Annotated in this window: 13 protein-coding genes; 4 read left to right on the plus strand and 9 right to left on the minus strand. The window is 52.2% G+C overall.

Going from position 1 to position 16465, the window contains the following annotated elements; translation table 11 throughout:
• Positions 1-20: 20 nt before the first annotated feature.
• On the plus strand, positions 21-956 hold the full coding sequence (locus ACFWUB_RS04005) for a YitT family protein (protein WP_020311756.1): 936 nt from the start codon (positions 21-23) through the stop codon (positions 954-956).
• A 199-nt stretch (positions 957-1155) separates the two neighbouring features.
• Here ACFWUB_RS04005 and phoU read toward each other — a convergent pair whose 3' ends face one another.
• The 7 genes from phoU to ACFWUB_RS04040 form a co-directional block, all read right to left on the minus strand.
• Positions 1156-1806 carry a phosphate signaling complex protein PhoU gene (phoU, locus tag ACFWUB_RS04010; protein ID WP_292299287.1) on the minus strand — a complete coding sequence of 217 codons (651 nt, stop codon included), beginning with the start codon at positions 1804-1806 and terminating at the stop codon, positions 1156-1158.
• Positions 1807-1823: 17 nt separating this feature from the next.
• Positions 1824-2549, minus strand: a complete 726-nt coding sequence (pstB, locus tag ACFWUB_RS04015; protein ID WP_416184383.1) for a phosphate ABC transporter ATP-binding protein PstB — start codon at positions 2547-2549, stop codon at positions 1824-1826.
• A 131-nt stretch (positions 2550-2680) separates the two neighbouring features.
• Positions 2681-3559 carry a phosphate ABC transporter permease PstA gene (gene pstA / locus ACFWUB_RS04020; RefSeq protein ID WP_292108242.1) on the minus strand — a complete coding sequence of 293 codons (879 nt, stop codon included), beginning with the start codon at positions 3557-3559 and terminating at the stop codon, positions 2681-2683.
• Position 3560: 1 nt separating this feature from the next.
• A complete protein-coding gene (gene pstC, locus ACFWUB_RS04025) occupies positions 3561-4484 on the minus strand; it encodes a phosphate ABC transporter permease subunit PstC (protein WP_416184266.1) in 924 nt (307 codons plus the stop codon).
• Between the two features lie 18 nt (positions 4485-4502).
• Positions 4503-5381, minus strand: coding sequence for a phosphate ABC transporter substrate-binding protein (locus ACFWUB_RS04030; protein WP_416184267.1), 879 nt, complete (start codon positions 5379-5381; stop codon positions 4503-4505).
• A gap of 275 nt (positions 5382-5656) precedes the next feature.
• Positions 5657-7357, minus strand: coding sequence for an ATP-binding protein (locus ACFWUB_RS04035; protein ID WP_292299289.1), 1701 nt, complete (start codon positions 7355-7357; stop codon positions 5657-5659).
• Entirely contained in the window at positions 7354-8037 is a 684-nt protein-coding gene (locus ACFWUB_RS04040; RefSeq protein ID WP_020311750.1) for a response regulator transcription factor, read from the minus strand. Before ACFWUB_RS04040 ends, ACFWUB_RS04035 begins: the two co-directional genes overlap by 4 nt.
• A gap of 595 nt (positions 8038-8632) precedes the next feature.
• On the opposite strand from ACFWUB_RS04040, the gene ACFWUB_RS04045 reads away from it, so the two are divergent.
• Positions 8633-10267: an IS1182 family transposase gene (locus ACFWUB_RS04045; RefSeq protein WP_292282715.1), complete on the plus strand. Its 1635-nt coding sequence runs from the start codon at positions 8633-8635 to the stop codon at positions 10265-10267.
• 344 nt (positions 10268-10611) lie between these two features.
• Here the strand turns inward: ACFWUB_RS04045 and ACFWUB_RS04050 are convergent, their stop codons facing one another.
• Both ACFWUB_RS04050 and ACFWUB_RS04055 read right to left on the minus strand, forming a co-directional pair.
• Entirely contained in the window at positions 10612-12111 is a 1500-nt protein-coding gene (locus ACFWUB_RS04050) for a hypothetical protein (protein ID WP_370856837.1), read from the minus strand.
• On the minus strand, positions 12104-13297 hold the full coding sequence (locus ACFWUB_RS04055; RefSeq protein WP_416184268.1) for a hypothetical protein: 1194 nt from the start codon (positions 13295-13297) through the stop codon (positions 12104-12106). Before ACFWUB_RS04055 ends, ACFWUB_RS04050 begins: the two co-directional genes overlap by 8 nt.
• Before the next feature lie 301 nt (positions 13298-13598).
• Here ACFWUB_RS04055 and ACFWUB_RS04060 point away from each other — a divergent pair, with 301 nt between their 5' ends.
• Entirely contained in the window at positions 13599-14147 is a 549-nt protein-coding gene (locus tag ACFWUB_RS04060; RefSeq protein WP_020311478.1) for an NADH peroxidase, read from the plus strand.
• Positions 14148-14665: 518 nt separating this feature from the next.
• Entirely contained in the window at positions 14666-16300 is a 1635-nt protein-coding gene (locus ACFWUB_RS04065; RefSeq protein WP_292282715.1) for an IS1182 family transposase, read from the plus strand.
• Positions 16301-16465 lie beyond the last annotated feature (165 nt).

Genomic DNA, 16465 nt, shown 5'->3' on the forward strand with positions numbered 1-16465 from the left:
AACACGGAGGAAAAAAAATTATGAAAACCCTGACTTCACCTACCCTTTGGGAATTAGCCGTCCCCTACCTGGCGTCCTTTGTCGGCAGTCTGGTCGTCGCCATCGGCATGAATGCCTTCTTCATCCCCTTCCACTTATTGAGCAGCGGCCTCAGCGGGGTAGCTATCATGTTCTACTTCCTGACCGGCCTCCCCGTCGGCATTGGCATCTTCATCCTCAACATCCCGATCATGATCGCCTGCTACAAATTCATGGGCCGCAGCTATACAGTCCTAAGCATCGTCGGTACAATCATGCTCTCGGTCCTGGTCGATGTCACGTCCTTCCTGTCGACGTGGAACATCATGCACGACGCCATGCTGTCATCCATTACCGGCGGTATCTTGTCGGGCATCGGCTTCGGCATCATCTACAAATACAATGGCAACAGCGGCGGCCTGGACGTCATCGGTGCCATCGTCAAGAAATATTATTCCCTGGAAATGGGTACGGTCACGATGATTCTCAATCTGGTCATCCTCCTGGCCGCAGCCTGGCTCTTCTCCCTGGAACGAGCCGTCCTGACCTTCGTCGCCATCTACATCGCCGCCTTCATTACCAACAAAGTCGTCATCGGCCTGAAACAGCGTAAAAGCGTCATCATCATTTCCAACCGGGCCACGCCGATCGCCCAGGTCCTCATGCGCTACGTCGGCCACGGCGCCACCTATCTCCACGGCCAGGGCGCCTATACCATGCAGGATAAACGGGTCATCTACGCCGTCATAAAACTGACCGAAGTGGCCAAAGTCAAAGAAATCGTCAACAAACTCGACCCCCAGGCTTTCATGATCATCAGCGACGCCTCGGAAGTCGTAGGCCGCGGCTTCACGACATCACCCGTCAAATACCACCAGTATCCCGGCGATGCCCTCTCCATGCCGCATACGAAAAAGAACATGCCGCCAGAATATTAGGGAACTAGTGATTCGTACCAACCTCTCAGACCGCCTTTGGCGGCCAGCTCCCCTATGATGGGAGCCAAAAAGGGGCCGCCGCATGATAGCATAAACCATCATGCAGCGGCCCCACATATCACATATCACGAACCTGGCACTGTACGAAATTCCCACATATACGAAAGCGGGCGCCCTACGTGGGCGCCCCTACAAATTACTAAATACGGATTTCGTTGGTATCGCGGTAGATGAGCCATTCGGCGATATTGTTGGCGTGGTCGGCCATGCGTTCGATGTATTTTATGACCAGGACCAGGTCGATGTAATCCTTGGAGTTTTCCGGATGAGCCGCCATTTCGGCAGCCAAGGTTTCCATGAGGTTATTGAAAGCCTGGTCGACGATATCGTCTTTATCACGCATGAGGCTGGTCTGAGACGAAGTGCCCCGTTCCTTGTAGAAATCGATAACATCGCTGACCATGGAGGCCATGACGCCGTACATTTCCTTAATGCCCTGCGGCAAGGGCACGTTGTGATGGGTCTGTTCCAAATGGATGACGTAGTGGCTGATGTCGGCGCAGTGATCGGCAATCCGTTCTAAGTCGGAGAGGATTTTCAACGTCGCCATCAAGCTCCGATAGTCAGCCGCTACGGGACCCTGCATCATACTGATGGTCAAGTCTTTCTTCATACAGTTCTTGACCAAATCATCGATGACATCGTCGCCATCGTAAATGCGCTGAGCCAATTCGATGTCCTTGTCTTCCAGCGCTTTCCAGGCATTTTCGACGGCCTGTTCGACCTTCATGCCCAGGTTAATCATATCGTGTTTCAATTCTGCTACGGATTTTTCGTAAACTTCCAGCATAAGTCCCTTTCCTCCTCTTAACCGAAACGGCCGGTAATGTATTCTTCCGTCTTAGGATTAGACGGATTGGTAAACATGTCCAGGGTATTATTGTATTCAATGAGTTCGCCTAAGAGGAAAAATGCCGTCTTGTCGGAAATGCGGCGAGCCTGCTGCATGCTGTGCGTGACGATGACAATGGTATATTTTTCCTTCAGTTCCAAGGCCAGGTCTTCAATTTTCTGCGTCGAAATCGGGTCCAATGCCGATGTCGGTTCGTCCATGAGGATGACTGACGGATCCGCTGCCAAGGTACGGGCAATGCAGAGACGCTGCTGCTGTCCGCCGGAAAGACCGAGAGCGCTCTTATTGAGGCGGTCCTTCATTTCATCCCAGCAGGCAGCCTGGCGCAGGCTCTTTTCGACGATAGCATCGAGCTGCTTCTTATCCTTGATACCCTGGATACGCGGACCATAAGCGATATTTTCATAGATGCTCTTCGGGAACGGCGTCGGCTGCTGGAAGACCATGCCGACACGGTAACGCAGGGCCAGGGGGTCGACTTCCTTGAAGATATCCTTGCCTTCAAAGCGGATATCGCCAGTGACCCGGCAGCCTTCGACCCAGTCGTTCATGCGGTTCAGCGTCTTGAGGAACGTCGACTTGCCACAGCCCGACGGGCCGATGAGGGCTGTGATTGCATTTTTCCTGATTTTCATGTTAATGTCTTTCAAGGCCTGGAACTCATTATAGAAGAGGTCCATGTGGCTGACATCAAAGGTATATTCCGCCGTACCCGTAGCAGCCTGTGCGCCTTCCTGTACGGCTTCTGCAGCCCGTTTCTTTTCAATCGTCGCTGCGGCAAAGCCGGTCAGCGTCGTAGTCATTTCTGCCATTATTTATTTCCTCCCATTTTCTTGTCAATTCGATAGCTGAAGTAGCGTGCAGCCAGACTGAAGACGAGGACCATGATCATCAGGATGGCCGACGACGCAGCAGCCTGCTGGGCAGCGTCTGCATGAAGGGCTTCCGTACGCAGGGCCCAGATGTGAAGGGCCAGTGTTTCGCCGGGACGGAAGGGATTGAGCGGACACGACGTGGCCGTAATATCCCAGTTCGTCCAGTCGATGTCTGTCGACATACCGGCCGTGAACATCAGGGCAGCGGCTTCACCGAAGCCACGGCCGGCGGCCAGGATGAGGCCGGTCATGATGCGCGGGAAGCAGGCCGGCAAGAGGACGTGCCAGATAGTCTGCCAATGAGAGGCACCCAGGCCCAGGCTGCCGTTGCGGTAGCTCGGCGGCAAGTTGCGCAGGGCGTCTTCGGTAACGGACGTGACCAAAGGCAGGGTCAGGATGGATACGGCCAGGGCGCCGGCCATGAGGTTCCACTGAGAACCGGTCATGACGATGAAGACCAGGTAGCCGAACAAGCCGACGACGATAGACGGCAGGGAGGCCAGGGTTTCGACGGCCATGCGGACCCAATGAGTGATGCGCCCTTTCTTGGCGTATTCGGCCAGGAAGATACCGGCCGGGATCCCCGTAATGGTACTGGCGACGAGGGCCAGAACGACGAGGTAAATCGTATTGAAGAACATGTTCCCCAGACCGGTCGGGCTGAAGGACAGGAGCTGCGGGGTCATGCCGCTGACGCCGCTGACGACGACGTAGAGGACAAAGGCGATGAGCAGGATGACGGCAAAGGCGGCACCGCCGGTAAAGATGGCCGTCATCATTTTATCTTTCTGTTTTTTCGTTTCAATACTTGTCATATTAACTCCGTCCTCCTTTTAATTCGGAAGCGGCATTGATCTGGTGGATTACAAAGATGAACAGAAACGACAGCAGGAACAGGACCAGAGCCATCGTCCACAAAGCAGCGTTGTATTCGCCGCCTTCCATGGCGCCGCCCATATCGGCCGAAATAGCCGTCGTCAGCGTGCAGGCCGGCAGGAACAGGGACGTCGGGAAGACTTTCATCTGGCCGATGACCATGGCGACAGCCAGGGCTTCGCCCAAAGCGCGGGCCAGGCCCAGGATGATGCCGGTGAAGATACCGCTCTTGGCGGCCGGAAGTACGACGTGGGCAATCGTTTCCCAGCGCGTCGCGCCGAGGCCATAAGAAGCTTCACGCCACGACTTGGGCACGGCGGCCATGGCATCGGCGGCCATGGTCGTAATGGTCGGGAAAATCATGATAGCCAGGACAATGCCGGCAGCTAAAACGGAAAAGCCAAAAGGCATGGGGAAAATATGACGCAGTGCCGGAATGAGGACGGTCATGCCGACGAAGCCATAGACAACCGACGGGATACCCGTGAACAATTCGATAGCCGGCTGAATGAGGCGGCGCCGCTGGGGCGTCGCGATTTCCGTCATGTAAATGGACGATGCCAGACTGAAAGGCAGGGAAATGATCAGCGACAAGAGACAGGTGACCAGCGAGCCAGCCAGGAACATAGCTGCGCCGACCTGACCGCTACCTTCTGCCGTATCGCTAGGCTTCCACTGACCGGAAAAAAGGAATTCCGTCACGCTGTGGCCAAATGTGAAAAATGTATCTGTACCTTTAATGAAGAGAAAAGCGCCAATGAGAAGCGGCACCAGTGCCATACCGATGCCGCAAATAGTGATGAACGTTTTGGCTGCTTTCTCGTTGCGGTGAGCCCGTTGGACTACCGTTTCGATTGTATTCATACCCGCTCCTCCAGTAAATTAGTGAACTTCTTTGGTCTGCATCTTCGAGCTTACGCCATAGCCGAGTTCTTCGATGCGTTTGCCGTAATCAGCGCCTGTGATGTATTCGATGAAGGCCTTGACGGCAGCTTTCGGTTCTTTGCTGGTGTAGATGTGTTCATAACCCCATACACTGTATGTACTGTTATAGGTGTTTTCCAGTGTCGGAGCTACGCCATCGATAGAAACGGAATCGACCGTGTCGTTATTGAGCAGATACGGCAGAGCGACATAGCCGATAGCACCCGGATTCTGAGCGACGCTCTGGATGAGGATACCGGAGTTATCCGTTTCCAGGGATTTGTTGTCCGCTTCTTCAGCACCGTTGATAGCGTACTGTTTGAACAGGGCACGCGTACCGGACGTCTTCGGGCGGGTAACCAGGACGATAGGCATATCTTTACCGCCGACATCTTTCCAGTTGGTGACTTTGGCCATAAATACGTCCTGCAACTGCTGACGGGTCAAGTTCTTGACGCCGACGTCTTTATTGATGATCGTAGCGACTGTCATGACACAGACTTTGTGGTCTTCCAGCTTTTCAGCTTTAGCTTTGTCCAGTTTCGTTTCAGCCGGTACGTCGGAGTTACCCATATCGACAGAACCATCGGAAACCTGTTTCAGACCCGTGCCAGAACCGCCGGCATTAAGAGTGATCGTAACGTCCTTATTGTTGGCCTTGAATTTTTCGGCAGCATCTTTGACCAACGGCAGCAAAGCCGAAGAACCAGAACCGGTAATGCTTCCGGAAACGGCAGCGCCTTTCCCGGAATCAGCTTTCTGCTGACTTCCGCAACCGGCAGCCCCAATGGCCATGGTAGCAGCTAAGGCGACAAGAACTAACTTTTTCCACTTCATAAAAAATCCTCTCCTTTAAATAAACGAATCTGAGATGTTCCTGATTCTGAATACAGTTTTATCCTACCAAGGAGATGTAAGGACTTTATGTATGTATTGTAAAATATTGTAAAAAAAGAGACCGTCCTAAGACAGTCTCTTTTTAGAGTTTTTAGTTTGCAGTTTGTAGTGAATGGTTTTAAATTTAAAGCATCTTCTGCAAACTACAAACTCAGTTCTACAAACTATAAAGCAAAAGGAACCTTGCATGATGGTAGATACCTCCATACACTCCCCTATATCGGCAGGGTGACGGTGATGGTCGTGCCTTCGTTTTCTTTGCTGTTCAAGGCAATGGTACCGTGATGCTGTTCGACGATGTGCTTGACGATGGCCAGACCCAGGCCCGTCCCCTTGATCTTGCGGGAACGGCTGGAATCGGCCCGGTAAAAGCGTTCAAAGACGCGCTGCTGTTTATCTTCCGGGATGCCGATGCCCGTGTCGCGGATGACGAAGAAGGCCTTGTGGCCGTCGTGGCGGACATCGATGTAGACATGGCCGCCAGGCCGGTTGTACTTGACGGCATTATCGAGGAGGTTCATGATCATTTCCCGGAACAGGCCGCGGTCCGCCCATACTTCCGTATCGTCCATGGTACAGTGGACAGTGACTTTCTTTTCCATCAGGACCGGTTCCATGAATTCTACGATATCCTGAATCAAACCGCTGAGGCGCAGCCGTTCGGGATGGATTTGGCGCTTGCCGTCTTCGATGCGGGCCAGGTGCATGATTTCTTCAATCATCTGCAAGAGGCGCAGGGCTTCCTTGCGGATAAGTGTGCCGAAATGGATGACATCGTCTTTATTCTTGAAAATGCCCGTCGACAATACTTCGGCAAAGCCGCTGATCGACGTGAGGGGCGTCTTCAGTTCGTGCGATACGTTGGACGTGAATTCCCGGCGCAGCTGTTCCCGGTGCTCCTGTTCGGTCACGTCGTCGATGATGAAGAGCATGCCATAGAAATCATCATCTTTATAGACAGGCTGGATGGTCAGCAGGTACAGTCGGTCGGCCCGGGTCAGTTTCACGTCACAGGCACTGTCGATGTGCTGCAGCGTATCCCAGGATACATCGGGCAGGAGTTCCTTCAGATTGCGCTGCAAGACGTCCTGGGTCTGGCCGGCGCCGAGGAAATGGGCGGCCCGCAGGTTGAGACCGGCAATGCCGCAGGCCTGGTCCGTCAGGATGACGCCTTCCTGGAGATTTTCCATGATGAGGCGCATGATATTGCGTTGCTGTTCGAGGCTGCGCATATTGTCGGTAATGGTCTGGCTCTGCAAAAAAATCTTATCGACCAAAGGCTGCAATTCATGGTCGACCCGCGGCGGCTGCACCATCTTCACGTCGGTGTCGTTGATCTGGCGGATGAACCGGGCCGTCTGCCGGAGCGGGCTGAGGAGGCTCGTCGTCAGCAAGCGCGACACCTTGATGCAGGCCAGGGCCGACAAGCCCAGGAGCAGCAGCGCCCAGGGCAGGAGGCTGAGGAAATGGGCGTAAAAAGCATCCCGTTCCAGACTGACCCGCAGGATTGTCCCGTCGGGCAGTTTCTTAGCATAATAATAGAGGGCCTTGGATACGGTCTGGGAATCGCGGACGGCCGTCCCCTTGCCGTTCTCGATGGCCTCTTGGACTTCCGGCCGGGCCAGGTGATTTTCCATGACCCCTTTGTCATAGTCCGATTCAAAGAGGACATCGCCATCGGTATTGATCCAGGTAATGCGCAGGCCATCCGTCTCGTGGACGCCGAGTTTCTTCAAATACACGGACGTATCCTTCCCTTCCTCGATCGTCGTCTCGACGACGTCCATGGCCATGACCAGTTCCTGCTGTATCTGGTGCTGCGTGGAGTTCCAGAAGAACCACGTCGAAATGAGCAGGGTCACGGCCATACAGGCCAGCCCCATGGTCAGCAGGCTGAGGTAGACTTTCCGCTTCATACGTTCCCTCCGATGACATAGCCCACGCCGCGCACAGTATGGATAATCTTGCCGCCGTCGCCCAGTTTCTGGCGCAGGCTCTTGATGTGCATATCGATGGTCCGGCTTTCGCCTTCATACGTGAAGCCCCAAACGGCTTCCATGATCTGTTCCCGCTTGAGGACGATATCCGTATTGACCAGGAGGTAGCGCAGGAGTTCAAATTCCTTGACCGTCAAGTGGCAGGGCTTGCCGTCGACGGTTACGATATGTTTTTCCTGGTCCAGGGAAACGGTGCCATACGTATAGAGGTTCGTTTCCGTACTCTGCCGGCCCGAACGGCGCAGGACGGCGCGGATGCGGGAAATGAGCTCGACGATGCCGAAGGGCTTGCAGACGTAGTCATCGGCGCCACCATCGAGGCCCCTGACGATATCGTATTCGCTGGTCTTGGCCGTCAGCATGATGACGGGCAGTGTCTTGTACTGCTGAGTCTTGCGCAGTTTGTCAAGGATATCATTGCCGCTTTCACCGGGCAGCATGATATCCAAGAGGAACAAAGCCGGTGTCCGCTTCTCCAAAGCCGGCCAGAATTCCTTGCTGTCAGCAAAGGTTTCCACCTCGAAGTCCTGGCTGCGCAGGGCATAACCGACGAGTTCACGAATATTTTCATCATCTTCTACACAGTAAATCAAAGGCATAAAGCGACAGTCCTTTCATGTAAAATCTAGTTTTCTCACTTTATTCCATTATAGCGCAAAAATGCAAATACGCCCTGTAAAAAGAGGGTAAAAAAAGGGCCTGTCGCACGTAATCGTGCACAGGCTCTTTTTATGTATGCAAAAACATCATAGCTTTATGGTCGTTCTTCGTGGACGGTTTGCTCGGACTCAGAAGCGGCTTTGCCGCAATAGACTCTGGAAATCAGGCGCAGGAGCGCCAAAAGGCTCCCCTGTGAAGGGGAGCTGGCCGCCAACGGCGGTCTGAGGGATTCTTCTGAAGAGGTTGGCATCGGCCACCTGGCCCCTAGCTGGTTCGCGTGCTCCACTCCTCTTGCCGAGAGTGCCATTTGCTGGCGTGCTGAAACTCGCTGCGCTCAAACAAAGCAGCACGCCGGACGCAAATAGCACGCACGGCATCCGGCACGGCCTACCCGGACCGCGCCGGACCGAGGTCGTTCCCGCAATGTCACCCGCCAGGGGCCAGGCAGCCGTATCCATTAGGGCTGAACAAAAAAATCTGAAAAAAACAAATCCCGGACTGTAAAAAGCCCGGGATTGCGCGTAAAATAGAGTTATGACGACACTAAATACGCATGTCAATTATACAATATGGGAAGCGCCTTATCAACTATCACTTCCCTTGAATATTTCATTTCAGATTCCGGATGACGATCCCGTGCGGTTAGTGAAGCTGCTCATAGAAAGGATGGATTTATCACCGCTGTACCAGACGTATTCTCGTATCGAGAAAAATCAGGCTTCACCACGCCAGTTACTGGCCATCGTTATTTATGCCAGCATGAACCAGATTTTCAGTTCCCGTCGTATTGAATCGGCTTGCCGGAGAGATTTGAATTTTCAATATCTGCTGGAAGGGAAACCCGTTCCCGATCATGCGACTATCGCCCGTTTCCGTTCTCATCATATGGCGGCATGCAGCCGGACCTTGTTTGCCGACATGGATGCCGTCTTGGCTCAGGCCGGGGCCTTATCGCTGAAGAATTTGTTCATCGATGGGACAAAAATCGAATCTGTTGCCAATAAATACACTTTTGTCTGGAAGAAGAGTGTCACGAAACGGCAGGCCAAAGTATTAGCAAAAATTCCGGGCTTTATTCTTAAGACCCAGGAACTCTTTGGCATCCAAGTGCTCCATACACACGCTGTCCATCGGTACCATTTACGGCGGCTGTTGGGGAAATTAAAACGGCTTCAACGAGAAGGACACATCGTTTTCGTCCATGGCAAAGGCCATCGTAAGACGCCATTGCAAAAGGCCATTGAAAAAGCCAAGGATTTCCTGCATAAGACAAAAGAGTACGCCGTCCAGCTTCATTACTGCGGGGACCGGAACAGCTATGCCAAGACCGATATCGATGCCACCTTCATGCATCTGAAAGAAGACGCCATGAAAAACGGCCAGGTCAAGCCTGCATATAATGTACAATATAGCGTGGACGCTGGATTCGTTACCTGGGTCACTGTCGGACCGCAGACTTCAGATTGTACCACCCTGCTGCCTTTCCTCGAAGATTTTCGCAAGCATTTCCCTTTCCAGTATACCCGTATCATTGCAGATTCCGGCTATGAAAGCGAAGAAAATTACACGAAGCTCGCCGAACAGGGGTATGATGCTTACATCAAACCGTCCGACCATGAGCAGCGGAAAAAACGCCGTTTCAAAAAAGATATTGGCAAATTCCAGAATATGGACTATGATGCGAAAAATGATGTCTTTTATTGCCACAATCACCGTAAGCTGACCTGTGTTGGGAAAAAGACCGAAACAACCAGCACGGGATTTAAAATACGCAAAAGCCATTATGTCTGTGAGGATTGTTCGGACTGTCCCTATAAGAAAGGATGCATTCATGGCAATCGCAGCAAGAAGCCGTTGGAAAAAAGGACGAAGCAATTAGAACTTTCTAAAAGGTTCCAAGCCCAACGGGCCGAAATGGAAGCTCACATCAGTTCTCCTACAGGGAAGATGCTTCGAATGAACCGTTCCATCCAGTCTGAAGGCGCTTTTTCCGACATCAAGGCGAATCTGTCGTTCCGGCGTTTTTTGAGCCATGGAACGGAGAACGCCCTGGCAACCAGCATCATACTGGCAATGGCCCACAATGTCTTGACCTTACATCACAAGCTGCAATCCGGCAATTTCGGGACATACCTTTATTCCTTAAAAAAAGTGAAAAAGAGTGCTTGAATAACCATATACATAGCAAAGGCACACGTTTTTTGCCGACTGGATGGCCGGTCTGTTTCGTGTACCTTTTTTACGTTTAGCTAAAAAAAGAGAATAGAACGATGAAATAGAATAAAAAAAGAGAGCTGTCGCACAAAGCCGAAATGGCTTAATGCGACAGCCCCTTTTTTACATTGTAGGGGCTCGCACGTGGCGAGCCCGCTCTGGGGATATGTACGATTCCCAATCAGATTGCTAGAAGAATCCTCCAAATCCTAACAGGTCGCCCACGTGGCGACCCCTACAAACGCGGAAGAGAAAGGGACTGCGCATGATAGCAAAAAGTTTTCCTGTCCTCTCCCCTTTTAGAAATCGAAGTCCTTGGCCTTTATTTTGACCTGCCATTCTTTATCGACTTGTTTATACGTGATGGTAGCAATGAACGAGTGGAGGTCGCGGACCCAGGTGTAATTGCGGTCCGAAATATGGTCATCGTCGAGGTCCTGAGCCCAAGTGAAGATGACCGTATCCCGCGGCGTCAGGACGTAGCCGATGGACATGCCATGCTGGCGCGGGTCATCGAGGGTATCGAAGCGGTACGGCGTATAGCCGCTGACATTGTGTTTCTTATACCAGAAGCTGGTCCACAGGCGGTCGTTGATGCCCTGGTTGAGGATGACGCCCGAATAGGGATCGCGGCGCTGGGCATCATTGGTAGAATATAAATCCTTACGATAGCCGGCGAAGAAGCGGACATTGGCCCGCTGCCACAAGGGAATGGGCGTATGAGTGATTTCCGTACGGAAGCCCTTATGCGTCCCCGTCTTGACGCCGTCTTCAGCCCAGCGGCCCCAGTTGGCACTGGAATCGATATAGATACCCGTATCGCCGAGATGGATGCGCGGTGCAAAGTATTCCAGTTCCGGCCACTTCGTAGCCCAGATATTATTGTCGTTATCGGTACTTTCTTCTTTGCTGTAGCCAAAACGGAAAGTGCCGATTTTAGTATTCTTCTGGAGCTGGGCCGCCGGCTTGAAGCCATTCTTGCTATTCAGGGCATAGCTGGCATGGAAGCTCAGGTCGCCGGACTGGTTGAGGGGCACATCGGCATAGCCCCGGACACCGATGCCGTCATCGCTGTTGTAGGTCGGCCGCGGCAGCAGCGTGAATAAAGAAGATTTCGTATGTTCACTGTCCAGGCGGCCTTCATAATGGCCATATGTGAACAGGCGGATGTGCTTGAACCAGAGGGCCGTATTTTCTGCCGTGAACTTTTCGCCCGGATAGATGCGGATGTCATCACCGGTAATATAATAGTCCGGCGTCTTGGCGACGGCGTGAGGCGTCGTAATCAGGCCATGCTTGATATAGCCGATATTATCGTACATTTCGGCATCGGTCCCGCGGACGTATGTCGTCGGGCCGACGAAGCCTTCGACCTTATCCATGGTCATGCTGCCGTTCTGGCTGTTATAGGTCACGTCCTGGCCCGTCAGGGCATTGGTTTCGTTGACGTAGACTACGGGTCCTTTCGTATGGTAGACGCCGCTCTTCATGTTGCCTTCGACATAGTTGGCATGGATTTCATCCATGCCCTGCTTGATGTCGACATTGCCCCGGCTCTTGACATAGCCGTCGGAGTTGCGGGCGACGAATGTATTAGCCGTCATGTGGACAGGCTGCTGCGGCAGGACGACGTCCTGCGAAGCAGAAGCCTGGTCCAAATCGACGGGCAGGATTTTCTTTTCTGTCACGGGAACGGCCATGACCTTATCTGTATGAAGTTTCGCTGTATCAGCTGCACTGGCCGAAAAGGTCAGAGGCAGCAGGGCTGCGATCATCGCCGCTGTCCACGTTTTATTCATTCGCGTCACCTGCTGTATTGGATTGAATGGTTACGACGGCCTGCTGGTCGTCATTGTGTTTGCTGTTGTACAGGTCGACAGGCGTAACCGTACCATCTTTCAGTCCGGCCTGCAAATCGCCGTTGCTGCTCTGAGGCGCCGTATCGGTGTCGGTGTACGTACCGGCATCGCCAGCCCCGCTGTTGTCGACATCACTATTGGTGACAGGCGCAAAGGTCGGCACCTGTACGCCACTGGCAGCCATATTGGCCGTCTTCATGTCATCCATGACGCCATTTTCCTTGAAACCGACGACTTCGGCATTTTCCTTGGTTTCGGCGTACATCGTCGTCCCTGCCGGGATATCGACTTCATTGCCATGAACGAAAAGGCCGCCGACCAGGCCGACTGGTCCGAGGATGATGGCCCCGGCAGCAGACGCGCCGACAGCACCGGCCATGCGCTTATATTCTTCTTTCGTCTTATCGCCGACCGTCAGGGCTACGGGCGAACCGTCGGCAGCGCGGACGTTGTCATAGGTGATTTCGATTTTGCCGTCCTTGCCAAAGCGGCCGGACTTCCGGGCCTTGGTGACGGTCCCCGTCGCTTCCATGCCGCGGGGAATGGCGATGACGTCGCCGACGCAGATATCATCAGCCACGGCAAAGCGGACGACGTCGCCTTCCTGAATGGTCTTCGAGTTGAGGGCGTCGATATTGGTCATCGTCACCAGCGTATTGGCCGGAATGGTCACGGTCTGGGAGACGTACTTCTTATTGCCCAGGAGCGTGCGGCGCAGGGCCAGGACACGGCCTTCCAGGGAGCCGCTCATGGTCTTGCCGTCGATGCTCTGTTCCAGCGATTCGATGCGGACCAGCAGGGGTTCATCGGTAATCTGGCCGGAATACTGCCACTGCATGAGGTTGACTGCCGTCAACAGGGACAAATCGGAACCGGAATTCCCATATACATCTTTATATAGGGCATTAGTTTTATCCTGCAGACTGCCGGATACCGTCGACTGACCGTTGAGCAGCTTGTCCAGCGCCGCGATGCGGTCGTTCAGGGAACCGGTCTGGGTCGTCCCGTAGACCGTCGTTTCGACTTTATCCGCTTTTTCCAGGACCGTATAATCGGCCGCACCGGCAGCCATGGTCCCACACAAGGCCATGACAGCCAGGATGCATGCTACTTTTTTCTTCCACATAGGCGTAACCTCCAAAATTCAGTCTCTTTCTATGCTAATCGTATCGTCTTGGCTTTTTCTGAATACTACCTCCATTATATAAGACTCATGTATAAATTGCAATAAAATGGTGCCGCCTCGCCCCTCCAAGGCCTTATTTTTTAATCAATAATTATTTTCAATTAAAAGTTTTACAAAATTACTCTTGATTTTCCCCCATCAGTCTGTTACAATGTAGCCATAACAAATAAAAGTTATTTGTTAGTATTCAGTTAATATCCATTTTATTCAAAATGTATTATAATATCAGGAGGAATGAATGATGAAAAAATTTGTATGCGGTATCTGCGGTTTTGTTTATGAAGGTACGGAAGCTCCGGAAAAGTGTCCTCAGTGCGGCGCTCCGAAAGAAAAATTCACGGAACTCGTCGCTGGTGTCAAAGAATACGCTGACGAACATCGCGTAGGCATCGCTAAAGGCGTCGACGAACGCATCCTCGAAGGCCTCCACCTCAACTTCACAGGCGAATGCTCCGAAGTCGGCATGTACCTCGCTATGAGCCGTGTCGCTGACCGCCAGGGCTATCCGGAAGTCGCTGAAGCCTACAAACGCATCGCTTTCGAAGAAGCTGAACACGCTGCTAAATTCGCTGAACTCCTCGGCGAAGTCGTTACGGACGACACCAAGACCAACCTCGAAATGCGTGCTGCTGCTGAACAGGGCGCTTGCGCAGGCAAGAAAGAAATCGCAACCCTCGCTAAACAGCTCAACCTCGACGCTATCCATGACACTGTTCATGAAATGGCAAAAGACGAAGCTCGTCATGGCCGTGTATTCGATGGCCTCCTGGCTCGTTACTTCGCAAAATAATCCGTTTGGGAATGCAAAAGGGCCTGTCGCACGTAATCGTGCACAGGCTCTTTTTATGTATGCAAAAACATCATAGCTTTATGGTCGTTCTTCGTGGACGGTTTGCTCGGACTCAGAAGCGGCTTTGCCGCAATAGACTCTGGAAATCAGGCGCAGGAGCGCCAAAAGGCTCCCCTGTGAAGGGGAGCTGGCCGCCAACGGCGGTCTGAGGGATTCTTCTGAAGAGGTTGGCATCGGCCACCTGGCCCCTAGCTGGTTCGCGTGCTCCACTCCTCTTGCCGAGAGTGCCATTTGCTGGCGTGCTGAAACTCGCTGCGCTCAAACAAAGCAGCACGCCGGACGCAAATAGCACGCACGGCATCCGGCACGGCCTACCCGGACCGCGCCGGACCGAGGTCGTTCCCGCAATGTCACCCGCCAGGGGCCAGGCAGCCGTATCCATTAGGGCTGAACAAAAAAATCTGAAAAAAACAAATCCCGGACTGTAAAAAGCCCGGGATTGCGCGTAAAATAGAGTTATGACGACACTAAATACGCATGTCAATTATACAATATGGGAAGCGCCTTATCAACTATCACTTCCCTTGAATATTTCATTTCAGATTCCGGATGACGATCCCGTGCGGTTAGTGAAGCTGCTCATAGAAAGGATGGATTTATCACCGCTGTACCAGACGTATTCTCGTATCGAGAAAAATCAGGCTTCACCACGCCAGTTACTGGCCATCGTTATTTATGCCAGCATGAACCAGATTTTCAGTTCCCGTCGTATTGAATCGGCTTGCCGGAGAGATTTGAATTTTCAATATCTGCTGGAAGGGAAACCCGTTCCCGATCATGCGACTATCGCCCGTTTCCGTTCTCATCATATGGCGGCATGCAGCCGGACCTTGTTTGCCGACATGGATGCCGTCTTGGCTCAGGCCGGGGCCTTATCGCTGAAGAATTTGTTCATCGATGGGACAAAAATCGAATCTGTTGCCAATAAATACACTTTTGTCTGGAAGAAGAGTGTCACGAAACGGCAGGCCAAAGTATTAGCAAAAATTCCGGGCTTTATTCTTAAGACCCAGGAACTCTTTGGCATCCAAGTGCTCCATACACACGCTGTCCATCGGTACCATTTACGGCGGCTGTTGGGGAAATTAAAACGGCTTCAACGAGAAGGACACATCGTTTTCGTCCATGGCAAAGGCCATCGTAAGACGCCATTGCAAAAGGCCATTGAAAAAGCCAAGGATTTCCTGCATAAGACAAAAGAGTACGCCGTCCAGCTTCATTACTGCGGGGACCGGAACAGCTATGCCAAGACCGATATCGATGCCACCTTCATGCATCTGAAAGAAGACGCCATGAAAAACGGCCAGGTCAAGCCTGCATATAATGTACAATATAGCGTGGACGCTGGATTCGTTACCTGGGTCACTGTCGGACCGCAGACTTCAGATTGTACCACCCTGCTGCCTTTCCTCGAAGATTTTCGCAAGCATTTCCCTTTCCAGTATACCCGTATCATTGCAGATTCCGGCTATGAAAGCGAAGAAAATTACACGAAGCTCGCCGAACAGGGGTATGATGCTTACATCAAACCGTCCGACCATGAGCAGCGGAAAAAACGCCGTTTCAAAAAAGATATTGGCAAATTCCAGAATATGGACTATGATGCGAAAAATGATGTCTTTTATTGCCACAATCACCGTAAGCTGACCTGTGTTGGGAAAAAGACCGAAACAACCAGCACGGGATTTAAAATACGCAAAAGCCATTATGTCTGTGAGGATTGTTCGGACTGTCCCTATAAGAAAGGATGCATTCATGGCAATCGCAGCAAGAAGCCGTTGGAAAAAAGGACGAAGCAATTAGAACTTTCTAAAAGGTTCCAAGCCCAACGGGCCGAAATGGAAGCTCACATCAGTTCTCCTACAGGGAAGATGCTTCGAATGAACCGTTCCATCCAGTCTGAAGGCGCTTTTTCCGACATCAAGGCGAATCTGTCGTTCCGGCGTTTTTTGAGCCATGGAACGGAGAACGCCCTGGCAACCAGCATCATACTGGCAATGGCCCACAATGTCTTGACCTTACATCACAAGCTGCAATCCGGCAATTTCGGGACATACCTTTATTCCTTAAAAAAAGTGAAAAAGAGTGCTTGAATAACCATATACATAGCAAAGGCACACGTTTTTTGCCGACTGGATGGCCGGTCTGTTTCGTGTACCTTTTTTACGTTTAGCTAAAAAAAGAGAATAGAACGATGAAATAGAATAAAAAAAGAGAGCTGTCGCACAAAGCCGAAATGGCTTAATGCGACAGCCCCT

The sequence above is a fragment of the Megasphaera sp. genome (assembly GCF_047831605.1).
GTDB classification, from domain to species: domain Bacteria; phylum Bacillota; class Negativicutes; order Veillonellales; family Megasphaeraceae; genus Megasphaera; species Megasphaera intestinihominis.